The sequence below is a fragment of the Pseudoflavonifractor phocaeensis genome, assembly GCF_021531815.1.
Taxonomy (GTDB): domain Bacteria; phylum Bacillota; class Clostridia; order Oscillospirales; family Oscillospiraceae; genus Lawsonibacter; species Lawsonibacter phocaeensis_A.
The window spans coordinates 1-22,295 of sequence record NZ_JADYUM010000021.1 but is presented as its reverse complement, the minus strand read 5'-3'; the positions used below and the strand labels follow the sequence as shown (position 1 = coordinate 22,295).

Annotated in this window: 25 protein-coding genes and 1 other annotated feature; of the genes, 20 read left to right on the top strand and 5 right to left on the bottom strand. The window is 62.0% G+C overall.

Annotation, left to right across the window (positions count from 1 at the left end; genetic code table 11):
• The first annotated feature begins 42 nt into the window (after window positions 1-42).
• Together I6E42_RS11315 and I6E42_RS11310 are read left to right on the top strand one after the other, a co-directional pair.
• Window positions 43-282 carry a hypothetical protein gene (locus I6E42_RS11315; RefSeq protein WP_235372050.1) on the top strand — a complete coding sequence of 80 codons (240 nt, stop codon included), beginning with the start codon at window positions 43-45 and terminating at the stop codon, window positions 280-282.
• A complete protein-coding gene (locus tag I6E42_RS11310; protein WP_235372049.1) occupies window positions 275-2,875 on the top strand; it encodes an S-layer homology domain-containing protein in 2,601 nt (866 codons plus the stop codon). Before I6E42_RS11315 ends, I6E42_RS11310 begins: the two co-directional genes overlap by 8 nt.
• Before the next feature lie 242 nt (window positions 2,876-3,117).
• On the opposite strand, the gene I6E42_RS11305 is transcribed toward I6E42_RS11310, so the two are convergent.
• From I6E42_RS11305 to I6E42_RS11285, 5 genes are all read right to left on the bottom strand, one after another.
• A complete protein-coding gene (locus tag I6E42_RS11305) occupies window positions 3,118-5,268 on the bottom strand; it encodes a polyribonucleotide nucleotidyltransferase (protein WP_235372048.1) in 2,151 nt (716 codons plus the stop codon).
• A gap of 352 nt (window positions 5,269-5,620) precedes the next feature.
• Window positions 5,621-5,887, bottom strand: coding sequence for a 30S ribosomal protein S15 (rpsO, locus tag I6E42_RS11300; RefSeq protein WP_235372047.1), 267 nt, complete (start codon window positions 5,885-5,887; stop codon window positions 5,621-5,623).
• 337 nt (window positions 5,888-6,224) lie between these two features.
• A complete protein-coding gene (locus I6E42_RS11295; RefSeq protein WP_235372046.1) occupies window positions 6,225-7,313 on the bottom strand; it encodes an iron-containing alcohol dehydrogenase family protein in 1,089 nt (362 codons plus the stop codon).
• Between the two features lie 260 nt (window positions 7,314-7,573).
• On the bottom strand, window positions 7,574-10,339 hold the full coding sequence (gene ileS, locus I6E42_RS11290; RefSeq protein WP_235372045.1) for an isoleucine--tRNA ligase: 2,766 nt from the start codon (window positions 10,337-10,339) through the stop codon (window positions 7,574-7,576).
• Between the two features lie 119 nt (window positions 10,340-10,458).
• Window positions 10,459-10,671, bottom strand: a complete 213-nt coding sequence (locus I6E42_RS11285; RefSeq protein WP_235372044.1) for a PF20097 family protein — start codon at window positions 10,669-10,671, stop codon at window positions 10,459-10,461.
• Between the two features lie 117 nt (window positions 10,672-10,788).
• Window positions 10,789-11,023: a binding site (T-box leader), on the bottom strand.
• Between the two features lie 201 nt (window positions 11,024-11,224).
• Between I6E42_RS11285 and glf the strand changes: the two genes are divergently transcribed.
• The 18 genes from glf to rplX form a co-directional block, all read left to right on the top strand.
• On the top strand, window positions 11,225-12,394 hold the full coding sequence (glf, locus tag I6E42_RS11280; protein WP_235372043.1) for a UDP-galactopyranose mutase: 1,170 nt from the start codon (window positions 11,225-11,227) through the stop codon (window positions 12,392-12,394).
• Window positions 12,395-12,558: 164 nt separating this feature from the next.
• Entirely contained in the window at window positions 12,559-13,587 is a 1,029-nt protein-coding gene (locus I6E42_RS11275) for a glycosyltransferase family 2 protein (RefSeq protein ID WP_235372042.1), read from the top strand.
• A 150-nt stretch (window positions 13,588-13,737) separates the two neighbouring features.
• On the top strand, window positions 13,738-14,082 hold the full coding sequence (locus tag I6E42_RS11270) for a PadR family transcriptional regulator (RefSeq protein WP_235372041.1): 345 nt from the start codon (window positions 13,738-13,740) through the stop codon (window positions 14,080-14,082).
• A 40-nt stretch (window positions 14,083-14,122) separates the two neighbouring features.
• Window positions 14,123-14,962 (top strand): permease prefix domain 1-containing protein, encoded by an 840-nt coding sequence (locus tag I6E42_RS11265; RefSeq protein WP_235372040.1) that lies wholly within the window; start codon window positions 14,123-14,125, stop codon window positions 14,960-14,962.
• Complete coding sequence (locus I6E42_RS11260; RefSeq protein ID WP_235372039.1) at window positions 14,959-15,660, top strand: hypothetical protein; 702 nt, start codon at window positions 14,959-14,961, stop codon at window positions 15,658-15,660. Before I6E42_RS11265 ends, I6E42_RS11260 begins: the two co-directional genes overlap by 4 nt.
• A 551-nt stretch (window positions 15,661-16,211) precedes the next feature.
• Complete coding sequence (gene rpsJ / locus I6E42_RS11255; RefSeq protein ID WP_050623197.1) at window positions 16,212-16,526, top strand: 30S ribosomal protein S10; 315 nt, start codon at window positions 16,212-16,214, stop codon at window positions 16,524-16,526.
• Window positions 16,527-16,713: 187 nt separating this feature from the next.
• The gene (rplC, locus tag I6E42_RS11250; RefSeq protein WP_235372038.1) at window positions 16,714-17,442 is read left to right on the top strand and encodes a 50S ribosomal protein L3; all 729 of its coding nucleotides are present in this window, start codon (window positions 16,714-16,716) and stop codon (window positions 17,440-17,442) included.
• A 19-nt stretch (window positions 17,443-17,461) separates the two neighbouring features.
• Window positions 17,462-18,082 (top strand): 50S ribosomal protein L4, encoded by a 621-nt coding sequence (gene rplD / locus I6E42_RS11245; protein ID WP_235372037.1) that lies wholly within the window; start codon window positions 17,462-17,464, stop codon window positions 18,080-18,082.
• A complete protein-coding gene (rplW, locus tag I6E42_RS11240) occupies window positions 18,082-18,381 on the top strand; it encodes a 50S ribosomal protein L23 (protein ID WP_235372036.1) in 300 nt (99 codons plus the stop codon). The genes rplD and rplW overlap by 1 nt, the downstream gene beginning before the upstream one ends.
• A 15-nt stretch (window positions 18,382-18,396) precedes the next feature.
• A complete protein-coding gene (gene rplB / locus I6E42_RS11235; RefSeq protein ID WP_235372035.1) occupies window positions 18,397-19,230 on the top strand; it encodes a 50S ribosomal protein L2 in 834 nt (277 codons plus the stop codon).
• A 12-nt stretch (window positions 19,231-19,242) separates the two neighbouring features.
• A complete protein-coding gene (gene rpsS / locus I6E42_RS11230; RefSeq protein ID WP_235372034.1) occupies window positions 19,243-19,515 on the top strand; it encodes a 30S ribosomal protein S19 in 273 nt (90 codons plus the stop codon).
• Window positions 19,516-19,529: 14 nt separating this feature from the next.
• The gene (gene rplV, locus I6E42_RS11225; protein WP_235372033.1) at window positions 19,530-19,862 is read left to right on the top strand and encodes a 50S ribosomal protein L22; all 333 of its coding nucleotides are present in this window, start codon (window positions 19,530-19,532) and stop codon (window positions 19,860-19,862) included.
• A gap of 15 nt (window positions 19,863-19,877) precedes the next feature.
• On the top strand, window positions 19,878-20,744 hold the full coding sequence (gene rpsC, locus I6E42_RS11220) for a 30S ribosomal protein S3 (RefSeq protein WP_235372032.1): 867 nt from the start codon (window positions 19,878-19,880) through the stop codon (window positions 20,742-20,744).
• Complete coding sequence (gene rplP, locus I6E42_RS11215) at window positions 20,744-21,175, top strand: 50S ribosomal protein L16 (RefSeq protein WP_235372031.1); 432 nt, start codon at window positions 20,744-20,746, stop codon at window positions 21,173-21,175. Before rpsC ends, rplP begins: the two co-directional genes overlap by 1 nt.
• Entirely contained in the window at window positions 21,175-21,372 is a 198-nt protein-coding gene (gene rpmC / locus I6E42_RS11210; RefSeq protein ID WP_235372030.1) for a 50S ribosomal protein L29, read from the top strand. Before rplP ends, rpmC begins: the two co-directional genes overlap by 1 nt.
• 15 nt (window positions 21,373-21,387) lie before the next feature.
• Window positions 21,388-21,648, top strand: coding sequence for a 30S ribosomal protein S17 (gene rpsQ / locus I6E42_RS11205; protein WP_147563679.1), 261 nt, complete (start codon window positions 21,388-21,390; stop codon window positions 21,646-21,648).
• A gap of 12 nt (window positions 21,649-21,660) precedes the next feature.
• Complete coding sequence (gene rplN / locus I6E42_RS11200; protein ID WP_235372029.1) at window positions 21,661-22,029, top strand: 50S ribosomal protein L14; 369 nt, start codon at window positions 21,661-21,663, stop codon at window positions 22,027-22,029.
• Between the two features lie 15 nt (window positions 22,030-22,044).
• Window positions 22,045-22,295, top strand: a 251-nt coding sequence (rplX, locus tag I6E42_RS11195; RefSeq protein WP_235372028.1) for a 50S ribosomal protein L24, incomplete at its 3' end; no start/stop codon positions are given.

The window sequence follows — 22,295 nt, the reverse complement described above, 5'->3', positions numbered from 1 at the left end:
GCCGTCATAGGCCTTCACATATGTGCCGGTGACCGATGGCCTTTGGGCGGACAACTATGTGTTTGTCTCCGCCCCGGCTATCTGACGGTGAAAAAGAGAACGGAAAATCAGCTGACCGTCAGCGGCATCCAGATCAAAGAGCGGGTCTATGACGGGACCACGGAGGTCTACGGCGACCAGTATGACCTGTCCGCCATCGCCATCGACGGCCTGCAGCAAGCGGACTGGGATCTGGAGAGAGGACCCCGCCGCCTACCTCACCGTGTCCGGCGGCGTGTATGACGGAAAGGACGCGGGCAGCGGCCATAGGGTCAGCGGCCTGACCTTCACCCTGGGCAGCTATCAGGCCACCCGCTATGTGGTGGATGAGACCGCAAGCCAGCGGGAGGCCGAGGGGGACATCGCCAGACGGCCCCTGACTGTCACGGCGGTGAATCCGGCCCCGGACAAGCAGGTCCCCCATGGTTCGGCGGCGCCGGAATGCGGGTACGAGACCGACGGACTGGTGGGCGGCGAGACCATCACCGGCGTGACCTATGACTGCGGCTATTCCGTGTCCCCCTATTCTCCGGTCGGCGGCTATTCCCTGGCCATCGACCAGGTGGTCTGGGGTACTGCCCAGGCGGACAACTACGACCTGCGGAAGTTCTCCAACACCCTGGAGGTCACACGGAACCAGTTGGCGGCGCCCAGCCCGGTCTGGAGCGGGGATGACCCCGGCCAGGTGAGTTGGGCGGCAGTCCCCGGCATCGGGGATGTCGCCGTGGAGAAGTATCAGGTCGGGCTGTACAAGGACGGCGTGCTTGTGGAGGACGGCGGGGCCGCCACCACCGGGCTGACGTACGACTATACCGCCGTGATGCGGGGCCTGGGCGCCGGCGTATACACGGTCCGGGTGACGGCCATCGCCTCCCAGGTGAACAATGCGGACCACGGGAACGTGGCGGACAGCGCCCCGGGAACGTCGGCGGCGCGCCATGCCGCCCTGGTGCGGTTCGCCTTCCGGGAGGGTGCGCCCGGCGGCACGGAGAACATCACCATCGTCGGCGTGGCCGGCGGTACCGGCGTTGTGATGTTCCCCGGCGATACGGCGGAGCTTGGCGCGGAGCTGGCCAATACCACCGGCTATGTGGTGTCGTCTGTGACAAGCAGCAATCCCGCCGTTACGGTGGCCGACCCCTCCGACGGTATGGACGGCGGGACCAGAAATACCTACGCCTCTGCCGCTTCTATGGCGGGGGACCCCGGCAGAGCCGGACCCATCACCATCACCCTGACCCCGGCGGCCCGCGCGGCCACCCTGGAGGTCACCCTGGTCAAGAGCAAGAACGAGGACACCCGCTATGGCTATACGGAGCGTCCGGTGGTGACGGCGACGGCTGTGCCGCTGGAGGGCGATACCATCAGCCAGGACCGGTATACCTACACCTTCGCCTGGAAGATCTACGAGGGCCTGGGACATGTCCTCTGGGAGGACGCGGCGGAGGACAATGTCTCCGTGTATCAGGCGCCCACGGGATACTCAGCTAACGACAACGAGCGGTATTACAAGGTGCAGTGTACCGTCACCGCCACCTGTGGAGACAACGGGCAGACCGTCACCGGGACCCAGTCCGACGTGGATGGGGGCGATGCCAGCCTGATCGTCGTGACCTCCCCGGAGGAAGGCAGGCGCGTCAGCGCGGAGGTCCGCAACGGGCTGGAGATCATCAACGCCTGCCTGACGGACGGGGAAAAGTGGCGGATCCGGAACACGCCGGACCGGGTGCAGCTGCGGCTGACCATCAGCAGAATGGAGGAAGGGGAAGTTATCCCCGCCGAAAAGGAACTTGTGAAGCGGTATCTGGACAGCAACCAGGGAACGGTCCTGGGGACCTATCTGGACATCAAGCTGGACCGGTCCTGGGACGGCTGGCAGACCTGGGAGAACATCCCGGAGACGGCTGTGGATGTCAGGATCGTATTTGACATCCCTCAGGAGCTTCAGGCGTTCAACCGTGTCTTTACCATCTACCGCGTCCACCAGACCCAGGACGGCGGGGGGAGGTACCATGAAGCGCTGCTGAATAACCTGGACAGCAGCGGGGATACCTTCACGGTCGACACCCGCTACTTCTCCACCTACGCGCTGCTCTACCGGCAAAGCGAAGCCGGCGGCGGTGGGGCGCCCGGAGGCGCCCCCGGCGGAATCGCCGGAGAGACGGAAAAAAGCGGTCCGGCAAGCCCGTGGGATACCGGCGTAGCGGATTATCTGAACTGTCTGGACCATGTGAGCTACATCAGCGGCGACCCGGAGGGCACCGCCGGTCCGTGCCGGAACGCCACCCGGGCTGAGGTGGCCATGATGTTCTACCGCCTGCTGAAAGACCCTGCCCCCGGAAAGGGGACCCGGTTCCCTGATGTGGCGGAGGGCGCGTGGTATGCGGAGGCGGTGGAGACCCTCTCCGCCCTCGGCATCGTGGCGGGCTATCCGGATGGCCGCTTCGGCCCCGACGATTTGATCACCCGGGCGGAGTTTACCACCATGGCGGTGCGCTTCTCCAGAATGGAGGGGGGAAGCTCCCACTTCTCTGATGTCCCGGCGACCCACTGGGCCAGAAGATTTGTGGATGTATCGGCAAGCTACGGCTGGGTCGTGGGCTTGGCGGACGGCACCTTCCGTCCGGACGCGAAAATCACCCGCGGGGAAGTGGCCACCATCATCAACCGGATGCTGGGCCGCTGGGCCGACATGGACTATGTGGAGCGGAACTTCCGGGAGCTGAAGCAATTCCCCGATCTGCAGGATCACGCCGCTTGGTATTTCTACGATATGGTGGAGGCCTCCAACCGGCACGACTATATCGTGGAAGAGGGCAGCGAGCGCTGGAAATGACGGGGAAGGCATCCGGCCAAGGCGGATAAGCCGGCACAGACGCGGAAGATCCCAAAAAAGCAGGGGCTGTTCCGAATGGAACAGCCCCTGCTTTTATGATACGGTATTGCCGTGGGAAGGGAGAAAGCGAAAGGGCCTGCTGCCCGCGGCTGCGGACAGCAGGCCCTATTGGCCGCTGCAATATCACTGTATGGGACGGCAGAGCGTGCCGCCGTCAGCATCCGGTGTTTTCCGGTGCGGATTTACTTGATGGGCTCGCCGGCCTCTTTCTTGGCCTTGATCTCCTTCAGCGCGTCCTTGTAGCTCAGGTTGACGCGGCCCTTGTCGTCGATGTCGGTGACCTTGACCCAGATCATGTCGCCGATGTTGACCACGTCCTCCACCTTCTCCACCCGGCGGTCAGCCAGCTTGGAGATGTGGACCATGCCGTCCTTGCCGGGGGCCAGCTCCACGAAGGCGCCGAACTGGAGGATGCGGACCACCTTGCCGTAGTACAGCTCGCCCACCTGGGGGACGAACACGATGGTGTCGATCATCTTCTTAGCCACGTCGCAGGCCTCGGCGTTGGGGGAGGCGATGTGGATGGTGCCGTCGTCCTCGATGTCCACGGTGGCGCCGGACTCGGCGGTGATCTTCTGGATGACGGAGCCGCCCTTGCCGATGACCTCGCGGATCTTGTCGGGGTCGATCTTCATGGTGATCATCTTGGGGGCGTACTTGCTCACCTCGGCCCGGGGGGCAGAGATGCAGGGCAGCATGACCTCGTCCAGGATGGCGAACCGGGCGTCCCGGGTGATGTCCAGGGCCTCCTTGATGATCTCGTGGGTCAGGCCGTCGTTCTTCAGGTCCATCTGGATGGCGGTGATGCCGGCCTTGGTGCCGGCCACCTTGAAGTCCATCTCGCCGTGGAAGTCCTCCACGCCCTGGATGTCGATGAAGGTCTGGAAGGAGCCGTCATCGTCCTGGATCAGGCCGCAGGAGATGCCGGCCACAGGGGCCTTGATGGGCACGCCGGCGTCCATGAGGGCCAGGGTGGAGCCGCAGATGGAGCCCTGAGAGGTGGAGCCGTTGGAGGACAGGACCTCGGAGACAACGCGGATGGCGTAGGGGAACTCGTCCACGGAGGGCAGCACGGGCACCAGGGCGCGCTCAGCCAGGGCGCCGTGGCCGTACTCACGCCGGTTGGTGGAGCGGGGCGCCTTGGCCTCGCCCACGGAGTAGGGCGGGAAGTTGTAGTGGTGCATATAGCGCTTCTCTTCCTCTTCCCAGATGGTGTCCAGCTTCTGGGAGGCGGCCAGGGTGTTCAGGGTGCACACGGACAGCACCTGGGTCTGACCGCGGGTGAACAGGCCGGAGCCGTGGACCCGGGGCAGGACGCCCACCTCGGCGGCCAGGGGACGGATCTCGTTCTTGGCGCGGCCGTCCACGCGGTGGCCCTCCAGGAGCCAGGCCTTGACGATCTTCTTCTGGAACTTGTAGGTGAACTCCTCCAGATACTGGTCCATATCCGGATACTGCTCCAGATACTTCTCGTGCCAGTGGTCGATCATGGCGTTCCAGCGCTCCTCGCGCACGTTCTTGTCGTCGGTGTCCATGGCGGCCTTGGCCTCGTCCATGAAGTTGGCCACGATGTCGTCGAACAGCTCCTGGTTGAAGGAGGCGTGCTCATACTCCATCTTGGGCTTGCCGATCTCGGCGACGATCTGGTCGATGAAGTCGATCTGCTTCTTGATCTCCTCATGGGCCTTGACGATGCCGGCGTACATGATCTCGTCGGGGATCTCGTCGGCACCGGCCTCGATCATGACCACCTTCTCACGGGTGGCGGCCACGGTCACGTCCATGCGGGAGGTCTTGCGCTGCTCCTGGTTGGGGTTCAGCACGATCTGGCCGTCGCAGTAGCCCACCTCCAGGCAGCCGATGGGGCCGGCGAAGGGGATCTCAGAGTAGCTGACGCAGGCGGAGGCGCCGATCATGGCAGCCACCTCGGGGGAGCAGTCGTAATCCACGCTCATGACGGTGCAGGTGATGCACACGTCGTTGCGGAAGTCGTAGGGGAACAGGGGGCGCATGGGCCGGTCGATCAGGCGGGAAGCCAGAACGGCGGGCAGGGAGGGACGGCCCTCACGGCGCATGAAGCTGCCGGGGATGCGGCCCACGGCGTACAGCTTCTCCTCGAAGTCCACGGACAGGGGGAAGAAGTCCACGCCGTCACGGGGACGGGGGGCCACGGTGACGGCCACCATCACGGTGGTCTCGCCGTAGGTGACCATGGCGGAAGCGTTGGCCAGCTCGGCCACCTTGCCCACCTCGATGGTCAGGGGACGGCCGCACAGGTCCATGGTCCACTTTTTGTAGTTGGGGAACTGCTTGTGCTTGATAACAGTAGACATGTCCATACTCCTTTGTTTCAAATTTTTGGGAGTTCCGGAGCCTTGACCTACCTTTTAGCACTTGAATACGGGTCGAAACGCGGTTCACGGCGGCCCGGCGCTTCGGCGTTGTCACGCCTCGCCTGTTCGCAGCGCTCCCCTTCCCTCCGACTCGGGACACAAACAGAATCGTGGACGATTCTTGGTTTGTATTCCTCGCTTCGCTCCAAGCTCTCCTGCTCGGGAATTCGGCGCTTCGGCTCATATTCAACTGCTAAAAAAGCGGGAAAGCCCCGAAACCGGGGATGCATGAGGTTTTCCGCAAGATGGGAAGATAGGGTGGCATGGGAACCCACACCACCCTATTTGTACATTACTTACGGATGCCCAGCTTGGCGATGATGGCGCGGTACCGCTCGATGTCCTTCTCCATCAGGTAGTCCAGCAGCTTGCGGCGCTTACCGATCATCTTGTACAGGCCGCGGCGGCTGTGGTTGTCGTGGATGTGTACCTTCAGGTGCTCGGTCAGCTCGTTGATGCGGGCGGTCAGAATGGCGATCTGGACCTCGGGAGAACCGGTGTCGGTCTCATGGGTGCGGTTGGCCTCGATAACGGCCGTCTTTTCGTCCTTGCGGATCATGGGAAATTCCACCTTTCAAATTGTTTTGCCCCAAAGGCTGGGTAACGGGCGGGTGAAGCCCCGCGCACCTGCGCGGGCCGTACCCCGAAACCAGGCCGGTGGGCATGTTGGCGCATTTTTCATGCTGAGATAATATATCACAATTTTTCCCCGGTGTAAAGGAAAAAATCCTGAAATACCGGGAAATTTTTCGGTATTTTTGTCCACCGCAAGATGTTGGGGCGGAGGGACGGCGGCATGCCCAACCGGGGAGGAGAGCACCTGTCCGGCCGGACGGAGGGAGGGGAGAAGCAGGCCCCGCCGCACCGGCGCGGCGGGGCCTGCTTGCGTTCTTGTGTTATTCCTCGGTATCCAGATAGCGGGCGGCCTCCACCAGCATCTCCTCGGTCACCCGGTAGGGATAGTGCTCCAGGTCTGCGTCTTTCACCATCTCGGGGGCGGCCTTTGCCACATCTTCTACGGTCACACCGATGTCGCTGAGCTTGGTGGGGAGGTTGACCTTCCTGTTAAAGGCTTTCAGGGCTTCGCACTCCTCCTTACGGCCGTCGATGACCAGCAGCATCAGCACGCCGAAGGCCACCACCACGCCGTGGAGGCGGTTTTCGTCCTCGGTAAAGTTGGGCAGGCTGCACAGGCCGTAGAAGAAGGCGTGGGCCACGCCGCCGTTGTAGTCCATGGTGTGGTCCCGGGCCACCAGCATGGACACCCAGCCTGTGGTGACGATGATGGTCAGGGCCACCTGCTCCAGATCGTAGGAGGGGATGCCGGCCCGGTTGTCCTTCAGGGCCTGCTCCCCGTGGTCCATCATGGTGTCGATGCACATGCGGCTCAGACTGACGCCCGCCGCCTTGTAGTGCTCCAGGTGCTCTCCCTTGGCGGACACACTGACCTCATAGTATTTGGCGTAGGTGTCGCCGATGCCAGCCCAGAGGTACTGGATGGGGGAATTGGCGATGATGCCGGTGTCGATGAAGATGTGCCGGGCGGAGTTCAGGAAGTGGACGAACTCACAGAAGCTGCCGTCCTCGTTGTACACAATGGCCAGGGAGGAGGAAGCGGCGCAGTTGGAGGCGATGGTAGGGAAGGAGAAGTAGGGCTTGTCCAGGTCCAGGGCCACCAGCTTGGCGGTGTCCACCGCCTTTCCGCCGCCCACCGCGAAGATCATATCGGCCTTCTGTACGGAGGGATGGCGCTCCAGTATCTTTGCCGTGCCGAAGGTGCACTCGGTACCGTAATGGACAAAGTCCAGAATGGTAATCTCGCTGCCTTGGGTGGCGGCCAGCAGTTTGTCCCGGGCGGCGGCCATGGCTTTTGTTCCGCCGATCACCACCGCGGTCCTTCCGTAAGTTTTGCAGTACTCCGGGACCTTTTTGTAGGCCTCCGGCCCCACCGTGTAGGAGGGGATGAGAATTGAATAGTTTTCCATCGCTGAGCGCTCCATTCTTCCCACAGGGAGAAAATCGTTGATCATGGAGAGTATACCAGCAATTCTTGGATTTGTACACTAGCGCATTAGCGAAATAAATCAATAAATTTTGAAAGGATTTGTGCGAGATGATAAAAGAAATGGGAGAACAGCTGCAAAAAAGAGGGACCGGCGTACAGCCGGTCCCTCTTTGGGTGTATTTTGACGCAATGATTCCGCCACGGCGGCGGCTATTCCCGAGAGCGTCCGCAGGGCGTGCCTCAGAGCGCGGACATTTCGATGACGCCGGCGCAGCGGGGGCACAGGGTGGGGTGCTTGGCGTGGGAGCCCACCAGGGGGTGGTGCTTCCAGCAGCGCTCGCACTTCTCGCCCTCGGCGGGGGCCACGGACACGGCCAGCTCACTGCCCACCGCCACCTTGGCCTGGGAGACGATGAACAGGTCGGCCAGCTGGCCGGCGTCCATCTCGGCCAGGAAGGAGTCTTCGGCGGGGACGGTGACGTCCACCTGGGCCTCCAGGCTCTTGCCGATCTTCTTCTCGTTCCGGGCGGTCTCCAGGGCGGCGTTGACGGCGGTGCGGACGGCAATGATCTTGTCCCACTTGGCCAGGGCGGCCTCATCCAGGGCGTAGCCGGCGAAGGGCTGGTTCATCTCGTTGAGGACCACGTTCCGGCCGTCGTCCCCCTCCTTGTGGGGCATGGCCTGCCAGATTTCGTCGCAGGTGAAGGCTAGGATGGGGGCGAACAGCTTGGTGATGGTGTCCAGGATGAGCCACAGGGCGGTCTGGGCGGAGCGGCGCTTCAGGCCGTTGGTCTCCTCGCAGTACAGCCGGTCCTTGATGATGTCCAGATAGAAGGAGGACAGCTCCACCACGCAGAAGTCGTTGATGGCGTGGGACACTACATGGAACTCATAGTTGTCGTAGGCGGCGAAGCACTTTTCGATCAGCTCGTTGAGCTTGGTGACGGCCCAGCGGTCCAGCTCCTCCATCTCGGCAGGAGAGACCAGGTTGTTGGGGTCGAAGCCGTCCAGGTTGCCCAGGCAGTACCGGGCGGTGTTGCGGAACTTCAGGTAGTTCTGGGACAGCTGCTTGAAGATGGCGTCGGAGCAGCGCACGTCCACATGGTAGTCGGCGGAGCCGGCCCACAGGCGGAGCAGGTCGGCGCCGTACTTCTTGAAGATGTCGGCGGGATCCACGCCGTTGCCCAGGGACTTGTGCATGGCACGGCCCTCGCCGTCCACGGTCCAGCCGTGGGTGACGCACTCCTTGAAGGGCGCGCCCTGGCCGAAGGCGCCCACGGCGGTGAGCAGGGAGGACTGGAACCAGCCGCGGTACTGGTCCAGGCCCTCCAGATACATGGTGGCGGGCCAGAAGCCCTGGTCCTTCTTCATGGAGGCGAAGTGGGTGGAGCCGGAGTCGAACCAGCCGTCCAGGGTGTCCTCCTCCTTGGTGAAACCGGCGGCCTTGCCGCAGTGGGGGCAGGTGAAGCCCTGGGGCAGGATGTCAGCGGCCTCCATCTCGTACCAGGCGTTGGAGCCCTTTTCCCCGAAGAGCTTGCTGACGGCGGCGATGGTCTCGTCGGTGCAGATGGGCTTGCCGCAGTCGGCACAGTAGAACACGGGGATGGGCAGGCCCCAGCGGCGCTGGCGGGAAATGCACCAGTCGGCCCGCTCCCGGATCATGGACTTCATCCGGTCAATGCCCCAGCCGGGGACCCAGCGCACGTCGTCGCAGGCGGCGCAAGCCTCGTCCTTGAAGGCGTCCACGGAGCAGAACCACTGGGGGGTGGCCCGGAAGATGATGGGGTTCTTGCAGCGCCAGCAGTGGGGGTAGCTGTGGACGATCTCCTCGGAGGCGAAGAGAGCGCCGCTCTCCTTCATGTCGGCCAGAATGACGGGGTTACTTTCGTCGGTCTTCATCCCGGCGTACTTGCCGGCGTAGTCGGTGTGGCGGCCCCGGTCGTCCACGGGCACCACCATGTCGATCTTATAGCGCTTGCAGGTCTCGTAGTCGTCGGCGCCGAAGCCGGGGGCGGTGTGGACGCAGCCGGTGCCGGAGTCCATGGTGACGTACTCGGCGGTACACAGCTGGGAGGTCTTGTCCAGGAAGGGGTGCTGGGCCAGCATATACTCAAAGTCCTGGCCCTGGAACTGCTTGACGATCTCATAGTCCTCAAAGCCGCCGATCTTCATGACCTTGGCGCACAGGGCCTCGGCCATGATATACATCTCGCCGTTGTCCGCCTTCACCAGCACATAGCTCTCCCGGGGGTGGACGGCGATGGCCAGGTTGCCGGGCAGGGTCCAAATGGTGGTGGTCCAAATGACGAAGTACATCTTGGAGATGTCGCCGTAGGGGGCCAGCTTGCCCAGGTCATCCTTCACCTGGAACTTGACATAGACGGTGGTACAGGGGTCGTCCTGATACTCGATCTCGGCCTCGGCCAGGGCGGTCTCGTCCTTGGGGCACCAGTACACGGGCTTCAGGCCCTTGTAGATGTAGCCCTTCTTGTACATCTCCCCAAAGACCTTCACCTCCTCGGCCTCAAAGCCGGGGTCCATGGTCTTGTAGGGGTGCTCCCAGTCGCCCAGCACGCCCATGCGCTTGAAGCCGTCCATCTGGATGTCGATATACTTCTGGGCGTAGTTGTGGCAGGCGGTGCGGAACTCGGGTACGGACATGTTCTTGCGGTTGAGCTTCTGCTCCTTGATGATGGCCGACTCGATGGGCATGCCGTGGTTGTCCCAGCCGGGGATATAGGGGGTGTAGTAGCCCCGCATGGCGTAGGAGCGGGTGATAAAGTCTTTGATGGACTTGTTCAGGGCGTGGCCCATGTGCAGGTTGCCGTTGGAGAAGGGAGGGCCGTCGTGGAGGGAGAACAGGGGTTTTCCTTCGTTCTTCTTCAGCATCTCGTTGTACAGGTCCATGTCGTTCCAGCGCTGGAGCATCCCCGGCTCCCGGTTGGGCAGGCCCGCCCGCATGGGGAAGTCGGTCTTGGGGAGATTGATGGTCTTGTTGTAGTCCATGTCTCAGATTCCTCCGTTTGATAGGTGTGGTGTCATTTTATTTTGATCGGGCGGGGGCTTGCCCCCGACGCTTTGTCAGCGAAAATTTTTTCGCACCCTGCGGGCGTGCAAGGCCGGGGTCAATAGTCCACGACCACCTTGCGGCAGGCGCGGCAGAGGTAGGCGAAGGGCTCCGTCTTTTCCAGTACCCTGGGGATGGGCAGGTCAACGGCCTCTTTGTCCCAGTTGGCGGGGAGCAGTTTATAGTCCTTTGTTGTCCAGACCAGGCGGCGGCCGGCGCCAGCGGAGATCAGGCCGGCTTCCATCTCTTTTCCACAGTAGGGGCAGTTCATGGGGCAAACTCCTTTCGTGACGGCGTGAAACGGGGATGCGCCCGCGGGCGGCCACAGGCCGCCCCCACGCTATGTGGGGGGAAGCCTTTTGGAAAACAAAAAACGCCTTTGTCCCATGTAAGAGACAAAGGCGCAAGCTCCTCTGCGGTACCACTCTTCTTGCCGGATCAAACATCCGGCCACTCAAGGTCCGCCCGGTAACGGGGGCGTGCCGGAGGCGCTTACTTTCCCGACGGGGTTCAGCCCTCTGCTCCGAGGTGATCTTCGCCCTTCTCCCCCGTCCGCCTCGCACCAGCCCGGCGGCTCTCTGAGCGGGAAAAGAGGGGTTACTCGTCCTCATCCGCGCATATTTGCCATATTGCCCTACTATCTTATCCGCTCCCCTGGGGATTGTCAAGGAAAAAGTGGCTCCTTTCCCCCTTATTTTATCCAAACTTCAAGGAAATTTAATTCCTTTTTCCCACGAAGTGTGGTATACTCAAAAATAAACCCGAGAAAGCAACGGTTCAGACCGCCTTATGGGGCGGCTTTTTCAGAAAGGTGGTATTTGCCTTTGAGCGCTTCCTTTGACGTCCTGGCAGTGGGCGCCGGCTACGCCGGCGCGGTGGCCGCCCGGGCCCTGGCCGAGCAGGGAAAGCGGGTACTGGTGCTGGAGCGCCGCCCCCATATCGGCGGCAACGCCTACGACCGGCTGGATGACGCCGGCGTGCTCATTCACCAGTACGGCCCCCATATTTTCCATACCAACAACAAAGAAGTTTTTGACTGGCTGTCCCGGTTCACCCAGTGGCGGGACTACCAGCACCGGGTGGTGGCCAACATCCCCGACGGAAAGGGTGGGCGGATGACCTACCCCGTCCCCTTCAACCTCACCTCCCTGGAGACCGCCTTCGGCCCCGAGGAGGGCAGGCGGCTGGGGGACAAGCTGATCGCCGCCTACGGCGCGGAGAAGAAAGTCACCATCCTGGAGCTGCGGCGGAATGAGGACCCTGAGATCTCCGCCCTGGCCGATTATGTATATGAGCATGTCTTCGTCCACTACACCATGAAGCAATGGGACCAGAAGCCCGAGGACATCGACCCCAACACCACCGCCCGGGTGCCCGTGTTCCTGTCCCGGGACGACCGCTACTTCCAGGACGCCTACCAGGGGATGCCTCTGGAGGGCTACACCCCCATGTTTGAGCGGATGCTGGACCACCCCAACATCACCGTGGAGCTGGGGGTGGACGCCCTGGAGCGTCTGGACCTGTCCGGGGATGTGATCCGGGTGGACGGCGCGCCCTTCCGGGGGCCGGTGATCTACACCGGCCAGGCCGACGAGCTGTTCGGCTTCAAGTACGGTCCTCTCCCTTACCGCACCCTGGATTTCCGTTTCGAGACCCTGGAGCGGGATGACTTCCAGAACGGTTACGGCACCGTGAACTACACCGTGGACCAGGACTACACCCGCATCACCGAGTTCAAGCACCTGACGGGCCAGCAGGTGCCCGGAAAGACCACCATCGTTAAGGAATACTCCAAGGCCTACTCCGGCGTCTTCGGGGAGATCCCCTACTACGCCATCATCAACCCGGAAAACAACGCCCTGTACGAACAGTACCGGGCCCTTGGAGCGCGCTTTGACAACCTGTACCTGCTGGGCCGGCTGGCGGAGTACAAATACTACAATATGGACGCGATCGCCGCCCGGGCGCTTAAACTGGCAGAGACTCTTTCATAAGAATGATTGCGGCCGGATGAGGGTATCCGGCGCTACGATACGAGGTTTCCGTAGGGGCCCATGCCCTCACGGGGCCGTTCCGGGAGGAACATCAGGAGGGCGGAGACCATCCCCCGCCCTGCCCCATCGCGGGTGGAATATGACCGACAGGAGAGAAAAGATATATGGATAAGCTGATCACCTTTGCCGTCCCCTGCTACAACTCGGCGGCCTATATGGAGCACTGTGTGGAGACCCTGCTCCAGGGGGGCGACGATATTGAGATCATTCTGGTGGACGACGGCTCCACCAAGGACGACACTCCCGCTATCTGCGATCGGTACGCGGAGCAATACCCCGACATCGTCCGGGCCATCCACCAGCCCAACGGAGGCCACGGCGAGGGAGTCAACCAGGGCATCCGCAACGCCCGGGGCATTTATTATAAAGTGGTGGATTCCGATGACTGGGTGGATGTTCCCGCCCTCCACCAGGCCCTGGACAAGCTGCGCCAGTTCGTCCGGGACCAGAAGCTGGTGGACCTGCTCATCTGCAACTTTGTCTATGAGCATGTGGAGGACAACACCCAGCGGGTGATGCACTACCGCAACGTCTTCCCCCGGAACAAGGTGTTCGGCTGGGACCAGATCGGCCGGTTCCGCCCCTCCCAGTACCTGCTGATGCACTCCGTCATCTACCGCACCCAGCTGCTGAGGGACTGCGGGCTGGAGCTGCCCAAGCACACCTTCTATGTGGACAACATCTTCGTCTATCAGCCCCTGCCCTATGTGAAGAATATGTACTATCTGGATGTGGACCTGTACCGCTACTTCATCGGCCGGGCGGACCAGTCGGTGAACGAGAAGGTGATGGTGGGCCGGGTGGACCAGCAGCTGCGGGTCACCTACCACATGATCGACTCCCACGACCTGCGGGCGGTCTCCGCCCAGCACAAGAAGCTGGGGCGGTATATGTTCAACTACCTGGCCATGATGATGGCCATCTCCTCCATCTTCCTTACCATCGACGGTTCTCCCGAGGCCCTGGGCAAGAAGACCCAGCTGTGGGAGTATCTGCGTTCGGTGGATTCCGGGGTCTTCCACCGGATGAAGTACGCCGCCGTGTCCACCTTCACCGTCTTCCCCGGCTACCAGGGCAGGAAGCTGTCGGTGCGGCTGTACCGGCTGGCCCGGAAGATCTACAAATTCAACTAAACAAGACGCTTGGAGCGGGACCGCGCGGGCGGTCCCGCTTTTTGCGGAACAGCGCTTGACAATACCTCGTAATTCTAGGTATAATATGCCTAGAATTACGAGGTATCTTTTCGCAGACCAGCGGGGGATTTCCCGGGAAAGGATGATTTTATGAAATTCGATAAGGGCCTGATCGCGGGCAGCAGTACCATGCTGGTGCTGTCCCTGCTGGAGGGGGGCGACATGTACGGCTACCAGATGATCGAGGAGCTGTCACGCCGGTCCAACGACGCCTTCCAGATGAAGGAGGGCACCCTCTACCCCATCCTCCACGGCCTGGAGAAGGACAAATACCTGTCCTCCTACCAGCAGGAGGCCCCCACCGGGCGGGTGCGGAAGTACTATAAGCTGAGCCGGAAGGGGAAAAAGCTGCTGGACGAGAAACGGGCCGAGTGGGAGGCCTTCCACAAGGGGGTCAACAGCGTCCTGTCCGGCGGCGCTAACGCCATGGCGTGATGGACCGCCCCATTTTGACAAGCGGGAGGGAAAATCGCGGATGGATAACATGGATCGGAACGGCTGGCTCCATACCGCTGTGGCGGGTATCCGCTTCAAGCCTGACCGGGCGGCGGTGGAGGCGGAGCTGCGGGAGCACATTGAGGACAAGACCCTGGACCTGATGCGGATTTTCCCGGATATGACCGCCGAGAAGGCCGGGGAGCGGGCTTTGTTCCAAATGGGCGACCCAGAGGAGATTGGGAAGGAACTGGCGAAGATACATAAGCCCTGGCTGGGGTACCTGTGGGTGGCAAGCAAGTGGGCGGTGGGGCTGATGGTACTGCTTTTGGTATGGCTGGGCTTAACGGGGCGGTTCGGCGGGGACGCTGCCCTTTGGATGGCATGGGACGTGGACAGACTGCCCCAACAGGGCGGGATGGTGTTCCAGGTGGGAGAACTGTCGGCGGAGGAGATCTATTTGCCGGGGGACGACCCCGCCCAACTGATGACCGACAGTACGAGACAAAAGGCGCGGGTCATGGGCAATACCGTTACGCTGGAGCGGGCCGCCCTGTGGCAGGCATATCCCTCAACTCTGTGGAATAGCCGCAAGCTGTTCGTCTATCTGAGGGTGGACAGCCCGCGTTTTTGGGAAAAAGCCGTACTGCGTGAAGGCTGGCTGAAGATCACGGATAACACGGGGCGGGGGTATTCCTTTGACTCCTATCAGCAGGTGGTGGAAAACCGCTTCCGGCGGGTGGAGGAAGGACCCTTCCATACGGGGTGGCAGCTGGAGCTGGGGATTCGGGAAGCGGACGTCCGGTGGATACGCCTGGACTACGGCCCAGGCGAGCCGGTATTCTCCTTCACTGTGGAGATTGAGGAGGGGACAGCGTGAAAAAGAAACTGAAAGCGCTTTGGAGCCGCCGCCCCCGGCTGGGCCGAAGGGGAAAGACCGTGCGGAACCTTCTGCTGACGCTGGCCCTTGCCGTTTTTGTCTGGGCACAGTACGGCTACCCCCTGCCCACGGCGGAGCTGGAGTTCCGCCGGTTGGAGCGGACCAATCTGCTGCCCCGGAGCGAGATCGTCTTTACCGCGCCCCGCAGTACCAACGACCTGAAACCAAAAAACGGCCCCGCCTTTACGCTGTGGAACCGGTGGGTGGTCGGGACATACGGAGACCGGGCGGCTGTCGGATACCTGGAAGGGAAATGGAGCCAAATAGACGTGTTTGCCCTGAATGACGGTCCATCCCCCGTCCCCCTCCCCCTGGGGCATGTGGGTTGGATCGAACAGGTTGAGAGTGAACAGGGAGTGCACAGCAATCCCCACATCTGGCCCTCACTGCTGTTTCTGGGGATGCCCGAGGCGGCGCGGGGAGAGCTGGTGTTGGACGTGACCTACCGGGAGAAGGACTATCACCGGGTGAGCGAAGGTTGGGACCTGGGAGACGGCGTGTGGCTGTTCGTCCTGGAACCGCCGGAATCCAGCTATTCCGCCGACTGGTATCAGGGCGGGAGCTATGCGCTGGCGCTGTGCCGGGAAGACGGCTCCCTCCTGCTGGAGCAGACAGGGACCATTCCCAAGGCGGAGTGATCAAGTGACACGTGGGACGGCCGGGTGGGGCACGATGGGGATACCGGGGTCCACAGCGCGCGCGTCGAGGGGCGTCGAGTATGCCGCCCAAGGCGAAACCAGGAGAGACCGCAGGGGCGGCCTTTGGCCGCCCTACCTTATATATAATAAGGGAATTGTGTTGAAAACACGGCCTAGACCCCAAGATATAGCTGCCAAAAATCACCCCCAAAATTTCGTGAAAAATTACGAAAAAAATTTGAAAAAAGCCTTGACACACACGGGGGTGTTGTTGTATGATAGCCAAGCGCCTGTCAAAGGGCGCAGTCTGCGATGATGCGGGAGATTGCTCGGAAACGAGGTAACTTCCGCGGAGTATGTCCGTATGATCGGGCGGCTGAGAGCTCTGTGCCACGGCGTATATCGCCGGGCAGGGAGAAAACCGGCCTGTCTTGTGCCGGTTTTTTCGTGACCAGGAGTGATACGCACGAAAGCGTGGATACACGAAACGCTCTCACCGTACGAAGGCTGGACAAATTCAACTTTCGTATGTATTTAAGGAGGAACAACCCATGGCAGCTCAGAAAGAAATGATCCGCATCCGCCTGAAGGCCTATGATCATCAGCTGATCGACCAGTCCGCTGAGAAGATCGTGGAGACCGCCAAGCGCACCGGCGCCACCGTCTCCGGCCCCATCCCCCTGCCCACCAAGAAGGAAGTCGTCACCATCCTGCGCGCCGTCCACAAGTACAAGGACAGCCGCGAGCAGTTTGAGCGCCGCACCCACAAGCGCCTCATCGACGTCATCAAGCCCTCCCCCAAGACTGTGGAGGCTCTGATGTCCCTGGAGCTGCCCGCCGGTGTGGAGATCGAAATCAAGCTGTAATTCATTCTGAATTTCATCTTGATTTCAACAAGGCCGGCCTGATGAGAGCATCGGGCCCTGCGAACTTGTTAGTACCGCGGTCCGCCGCGTGATTGAGGCGGACGGGTCAAGTCGCCGGAGCGCTGGTCCCCAGCCCAATGGGGAGCCAACTACGTCGACCAATAACCTTTATAGGAGGAAAATCCAAATGGAGAAAGCGATCATCGGCAAAAAGATCGGCATGACCCAGATCTTCGATGAAGCCGGCCACGTGGTGCCTGTCACCCTGATCCAGGCCGGCCCCTGCACCGTGGTGCAGAAGAAGACCGCCGAGAAGGATGGCTACGACGCCATTCAGCTGGGTTTCGAGACCGTTCCCGAGCGCAAGCTCACCAAGCCTGAGATCGGCCATCAGAAGAAGGCCGGCCTTGAGGAGTTCAAGAAGGTCCTCAAGGAGTTCCCTCTGGCTGACTGCTCCAAGTACGAGGTTGGCGACGAGCTGAAGGCTGACGTCTTCGCCGCCGGCGACTTCGTGGACGTCACCGGCATCAGCAAGGGCCACGGCTACCAGGGCGTTGTCAAGCGCCACGGCGCCAGCCGCCTGAAGGAGACCCACGGTACCGGCCCTGTCCACCGTCACGCGGGCTCCATGGGCTCCGGCACTGACCCCAGCCGCATCTTCAAGGGTAAGATCGGCGCCGGCCAGATGGGCAACGAGCAGGTCACTGTTGAGAACCTGGACGTGGTCCAGGTGGACACCGAGCTGGGCCTCATCGCCGTGCGCGGTGCCATCCCCGGCCCCAAGGGCGGCATCGTGTTCGTGAAGAACACCGTCAAGACCCACGTGGAGAAGAAGGCTACCGAGGCCGGCCGCGTCAACCCGCAGAAGGCTTCCGCCCGTGTCAACCCGCAGAAGGCTTCCGCCCGCAACAAGTAAGGAAAGGAGAGATTGAGTCATGCCTAAAGCTAACGTGTTCAACATGGCCGGTCAGCAGGTCGGCGAGATCGAGCTCTCCGAGGCCATTTTCGGGATCGAGCCCAACGAGGCTGTGGTCCACGAGGTGGTCAAGAACCACCTGGCCAACTGCCGTCAGGGCACCCAGAGCGCCCTGACCCGCGCCGAGGTTTCCGGCGGCGGCAAGAAGCCCTGGCGCCAGAAGGGCACCGGTCACGCCCGTCAGGGTTCCACCCGGGCTCCCCAGTGGACCCACGGCGGCATCGTGTTCGCCCCCAAGCCCCGCGACTACAGCTACACCTTGAATAAGAAGGTCAAGCGTCTGGCTCTGAAGTCCGCCCTGTCTGCCAAGGCTGCCGAGGGCGCCATCGTGGTGGTGGACGAGCTGAAGATGGAGTCCATCAAGACCAAGGTCCTGAAGGCCTTCCTGAACGCCGTGGGCGTCACCAAGTCCGTGGTCATCACCGCCGAGCAGGACGAGATCGTCATCAAGTCCGCCCGCAACATCCCTGGCGTGGTCACCACCACCGCCAAGATCCTCAGCGTCTATGACATCGTCAACGCCAAGCAGCTGGTCATCGACAAGGCTGCCCTGGCTATCATCGAGGAGGTGTACGCGTAATGGCTACCACTGCTTATGACATCATCAAGCGCCCCATCATCACCGAGCAGTCCATGGAGCAGACCGAGATGAAGCGCTACACCTTCGAGGTCGCCAAGACCGCCAACAAGATCGAGATCGCCAAGGCGATCGAGGAGATCTTCGGCGTCAAGGTCGCCAAGGTGAACACCCTGAACATGCAGGGCAAGGCCAAGCGGCTGGGCAACCGCCCCGCCGGCCGCCGTGCCAGCTGGAAGAAGGCTATGGTCACCCTGACCGCCGATTCCAAGTCCATCGAGTTCTTCGAGGGTATGGTGTAAGGAGGAGAATGAGAAATGGCTATCAAGACTTATAAGCCCACAACCCCCTCCCGCCGTCACATGACTGTGTCCGCCTTCGAGGGGATCGACAAGAAGGCCAAGCCCGAGCGCGCTCTGACTGAGGTCCTGAAGAAGAACGCCGGCCGCAACAGCTACGGCCGCATCACCGTCCGCCACCACGGCGGCGGCAACAAGCAGAAGTACCGCATCATCGACTTCAAGCGGGACAAAGAGGGCAAGGCCACTGTGGTCAACCTGCAGTACGACCCCAACCGTTCCGCCAACATCGCCCTGATCGAGTATGAGGATGGCGAGCGCCGCTACATTCTGGCCCCCAACGGCCTGAAGGCCGGCCACATCATCATGACCGGTCCCGACGCCGACATCCTGCCCGGCAACTGCCTGCCCATCGCCAACATCCCCGTGGGCGAGATGATCCACAACATCGAGCTGTACCCCGGCAAGGGCGCCCAGCTGGTCCGCGCCGCCGGCGTGGCCGCCCAGCTGATGGCCAAGGAGAACGGCATGGCTCAGGTCCGTCTGCCCTCCGGTGAGGTCCGCTACGTCCGCGAGGACTGCAAGGCCACCATCGGCCAGGTGGGCAACACCGATTGGGCCAACATCCAGATCGGCAAGGCCGGCCGTAAGCGTCACATGGGCTGGCGGCCCACCGTCCGTGGTTCCGTCATGAACCCCAATGACCACCCCCACGGCGGCGGCGAAGGCAAGAGCCCTGTCGGCCGTCCCGGCCCTGTCACTCCCTGGGGCAAGCCCGCTCTGGGTTACAAGACCCGCAAGACGAAGAACCGCACTGAGAAGTTCATCGTCAAGCACCGCAATAGCAAGTAAGGAGGCAACACGATGAGCAGAAGCATTAAGAAAGGCCCCTTTTGCGCTCCCGAGCTGCTGAAGCGGGTCGATGAGATGAACAAGAACAACGAGAAGAAGGTGCTGAAGACCTGGAGCCGCAGCTCCACCATCTTCCCCTCTTTCGTTGGCCACACCTTCGCTGTGCACGATGGCCGCAAGCACGTGCCCGTCTATGTCACCGAGGACATGGTCGGCCACAAGCTGGGCGAGTTCGTGCCCACCCGCACCTTCAAGGGTCACGCGGGCGCCAAGACCGGTAAGTAAGGAGGAGAGAAACGATGGAAGCTGTTGCAAACCTGAAATATCTGCGGATCTCTCCCCGTAAGGTGCAGATCGTCCTGGACCTGATCCGGGGCAAGGATGTGGGCACCGCCACCGCCATCCTGATGCAGACCCCCAAGGCCGCTTCTGAGCCTGTTCTGAAGCTGCTGAAGAGCGCCGCCGCCAACGCGGAGAACAACCACCAGATGGATCCTGAGAAGCTGTACGTCAGCACCTGCTACGCCAACCCCGGCCCCATCATCAAGCGGATCATGCCCCGGGCCCAGGGCCGCGCGTACCGGATCAACAAGCGCACTTCTCATGTCACCATCGCCGTGAGCGAGCGCTAAGGGAGGAGGAACAATATGGGACAGAAAGTTAATCCCCACGGCCTGCGCGTGGGTGTCATCAAGGATTGGGACTCCCGCTGGTACGCCAAGAACGAGAAGGTCGGCGACCTGCTGGTGGAGGACAAGAAGATCCGTGATTACCTGAAGAAGACCCTCTACGGCGCCGGTATCCCCAAGATCGAGATCGAGCGGGACAACGCCAAGACCCGCATCTACCTGCACTGCGCCCGTCCCGGCGTGGTCATCGGCAAGGGCGGCGAGGACATCAAGAAGATCGAGGCCCAGCTGGTCAAGCTGACCGGCAAGCCCGTTGACCTGAAGATCGTGGAAGTCCGCGACACCGATACCAACGCTCAGCTGGTGGCCGAGAACATCGCCCAGCAGCTGGAGAAGCGCATCGGTTTCCGCCGCGCCATGAAGAACGCCATGGGCCGCGCCATGCGCGCCGGCGCCAAGGGCATCAAGACCTCCTGCTCCGGTCGTCTGGGCGGCGCTGAGATCGCCCGCACCGAGCACTATCACGACGGCACCATCCCCCTGCAGACCCTGCGCGCCGACATCGACTACGGCTTCGCTGAGGCTGCCACCACCTACGGCCGCATCGGCGTGAAGGTGTGGATCTACAAGGGCGAGGTGCTGACTCAGGCCCTGCGCACCACCCCCCGCACGCTGGACACCAGCAAGCCCTACCAGGAGCGCCGTGACCGTCCCCGCCGCGACCGCCGGGATGGTGACCGCCGCCAGGGCGGCTTTAACCGCGACCGCCGTGAGGGCGGCTTCAACCGCGGTCCCCGGCCCGCCGGCCAGGGTGGCTTCAACAACAACCGTGGCCCCCGCCCCGCCGGTCAGGCCAATACCCCTAAGGAAGGAGGCGCTCAGTAATGCTGCTCCCCAAGAGAGTTAAGTACCGCCGCGTTCACCGTGGCCGTATGAAGGGCAAGGCCAGCCGCGGCAACACCGTGACTTACGGTGAGTTCGGTCTCCAGGCCACTGAGCCCGCATGGATCACCAGCAACCAGATCGAGGCGGCCCGTATCGCCATGACCCGCTACACCAAGCGTGGCGGCAAGGTCTGGATCAAGATCTTCCCCGACAAGCCCGTGACCGAGAAGCCCGCTGAGACCCGTATGGGTTCCGGTAAGGGCTCCCCCGAGTACTGGGTGGCCGTGGTCAAGCCCGGCCGTGTGATGTTCGAGATCGCCGGCGTCTCCGAGGAGACCGCCCGCGAGGCTCTGCGCCTGGCCAGCCACAAGCTGCCCGTCAAGTGCAAGATCGTGAAGCGTGAAGAAGTTGTGGAGGGTGGTGAAGCGTAATGAAGGCCAATGAAGTTCGTAAGATGTCCAGCGCCGAGCTGGAGAGCAAGCTGGCGGACCTGAAGAAGGATCTGTTCAATCTGCGCCTCCAGCACGCCACCAACCAGCTGGATAACCCCATCCGGATCGCTGAGGTCAAGAAGGATATCGCCCGGGTCAAGACCATCATCCGCGAGCAGCAGCTCGCCGGCCGCTAAGAGGAGGAATAGACAATGGAAAACAGAACTTCTTCTCGTAAGACCAGAGTCGGCCTGGTGGTCTCTGACAAGATGGACAAGACCGTGGTGGTCGCCATCGCTGACCGTGTGGCCCATCCTCTGTACAAGAAGATCGTAAAGAGAACCTATAAGCTGAAGGCTCACGACGAGCTCAACCAGTGTGGCGTGGGCGACCGCGTCAAGGTCATGGAGACCCGCCCCCTGTCCAAGGACAAGCGGTGGCGCGTGGTTGAGATCATCGAGAAGGCGAAGTAAGGAGGTGTCGGTATGATTCAGCAGGAAAGCTATCTGAAGGTTGCCGACAACACCGGCGCCAAGGAGATCAAGACCATCCGCGTGCTGGGCGGCTCCAAGCGCAAGTTCGGCAACATCGGTGATGTGGTCGTGGCTTCCGTCCGTAAGGCCGCTCCCGGCGGCACCGTCAAGAAGGGCGAGGTCGTCAAGGCCGTTATCGTCCGCACTTCCCGCGGCGTCCGCCGCGCCGACGGTTCCTACGTCCGGTTTGACGACAACGCCGCCGTCCTGATCAAGGACGATAAGAACCCCCGCGGCACCCGTATCTTTGGCCCAGTGGCCCGCGAGCTGCGTGACAAGGATTACATGAAGATCCTGTCCCTGGCTCCCGAAGTGCTGTAAGGGAGGGCAATGGAAATGAACAAAATGAGCATCAAGAAGGACGATCTGGTGGTCGTTCTGTCCGGCAAGGACAAGGGCAAGCAGGGCAAGGTCCTGGAGGTCATGCCCAAGGAGGGCAAGGTCATCGTTGAGAAGGTCAACATGGTCTCCCGCCACACCAAGCCCCGCAAGCAGGGCGACCAGGGCGGCATCCTCCAGAAGGAAGCCCCCCTGTATGCCTGCAAGGTCCAGAAGGTCTGCCCCAAGTGCAAGCAGCCCACCCGCCC

Bases quoted from the DNA above. Each gene is read 5' to 3' on its own strand.
- I6E42_RS11265 (WP_235372040.1), top strand. From the start codon at position 14,123: ATGGATAACATGGATCGGAACGGCTGGCTCCATACCGCTGTGGCGGGT.
- rplC (WP_235372038.1), top strand. From the start codon at position 16,714: ATGGAGAAAGCGATCATCGGCAAAAAGATCGGCATGACCCAGATCTTC.
- rplD (WP_235372037.1), top strand. From the start codon at position 17,462: ATGCCTAAAGCTAACGTGTTCAACATGGCCGGTCAGCAGGTCGGCGAG.
- rpsS (WP_235372034.1), top strand. From the start codon at position 19,243: ATGAGCAGAAGCATTAAGAAAGGCCCCTTTTGCGCTCCCGAGCTGCTG.
- rplW (WP_235372036.1), top strand. From the start codon at position 18,082: ATGGCTACCACTGCTTATGACATCATCAAGCGCCCCATCATCACCGAG.
- I6E42_RS11305 (WP_235372048.1), bottom strand. From the start codon at position 5,268: ATGTCTACTGTTATCAAGCACAAGCAGTTCCCCAACTACAAAAAGTGG.
- rplB (WP_235372035.1), top strand. From the start codon at position 18,397: ATGGCTATCAAGACTTATAAGCCCACAACCCCCTCCCGCCGTCACATG.
- ileS (WP_235372045.1), bottom strand. From the start codon at position 10,339: ATGGACTACAACAAGACCATCAATCTCCCCAAGACCGACTTCCCCATG.
- rpsC (WP_235372032.1), top strand. From the start codon at position 19,878: ATGGGACAGAAAGTTAATCCCCACGGCCTGCGCGTGGGTGTCATCAAG.
- rpsO (WP_235372047.1), bottom strand. From the start codon at position 5,887: ATGATCCGCAAGGACGAAAAGACGGCCGTTATCGAGGCCAACCGCACC.
- I6E42_RS11285 (WP_235372044.1), bottom strand. From the start codon at position 10,671: ATGAACTGCCCCTACTGTGGAAAAGAGATGGAAGCCGGCCTGATCTCC.
- I6E42_RS11295 (WP_235372046.1), bottom strand. From the start codon at position 7,313: ATGGAAAACTATTCAATTCTCATCCCCTCCTACACGGTGGGGCCGGAG.
- I6E42_RS11270 (WP_235372041.1), top strand. From the start codon at position 13,738: ATGAAATTCGATAAGGGCCTGATCGCGGGCAGCAGTACCATGCTGGTG.
- rplP (WP_235372031.1), top strand. From the start codon at position 20,744: ATGCTGCTCCCCAAGAGAGTTAAGTACCGCCGCGTTCACCGTGGCCGT.
- rplV (WP_235372033.1), top strand. From the start codon at position 19,530: ATGGAAGCTGTTGCAAACCTGAAATATCTGCGGATCTCTCCCCGTAAG.
- rplN (WP_235372029.1), top strand. From the start codon at position 21,661: ATGATTCAGCAGGAAAGCTATCTGAAGGTTGCCGACAACACCGGCGCC.
- rpsQ (WP_147563679.1), top strand. From the start codon at position 21,388: ATGGAAAACAGAACTTCTTCTCGTAAGACCAGAGTCGGCCTGGTGGTC.
- rpsJ (WP_050623197.1), top strand. From the start codon at position 16,212: ATGGCAGCTCAGAAAGAAATGATCCGCATCCGCCTGAAGGCCTATGAT.
- I6E42_RS11275 (WP_235372042.1), top strand. From the start codon at position 12,559: ATGGATAAGCTGATCACCTTTGCCGTCCCCTGCTACAACTCGGCGGCC.
- rpmC (WP_235372030.1), top strand. From the start codon at position 21,175: ATGAAGGCCAATGAAGTTCGTAAGATGTCCAGCGCCGAGCTGGAGAGC.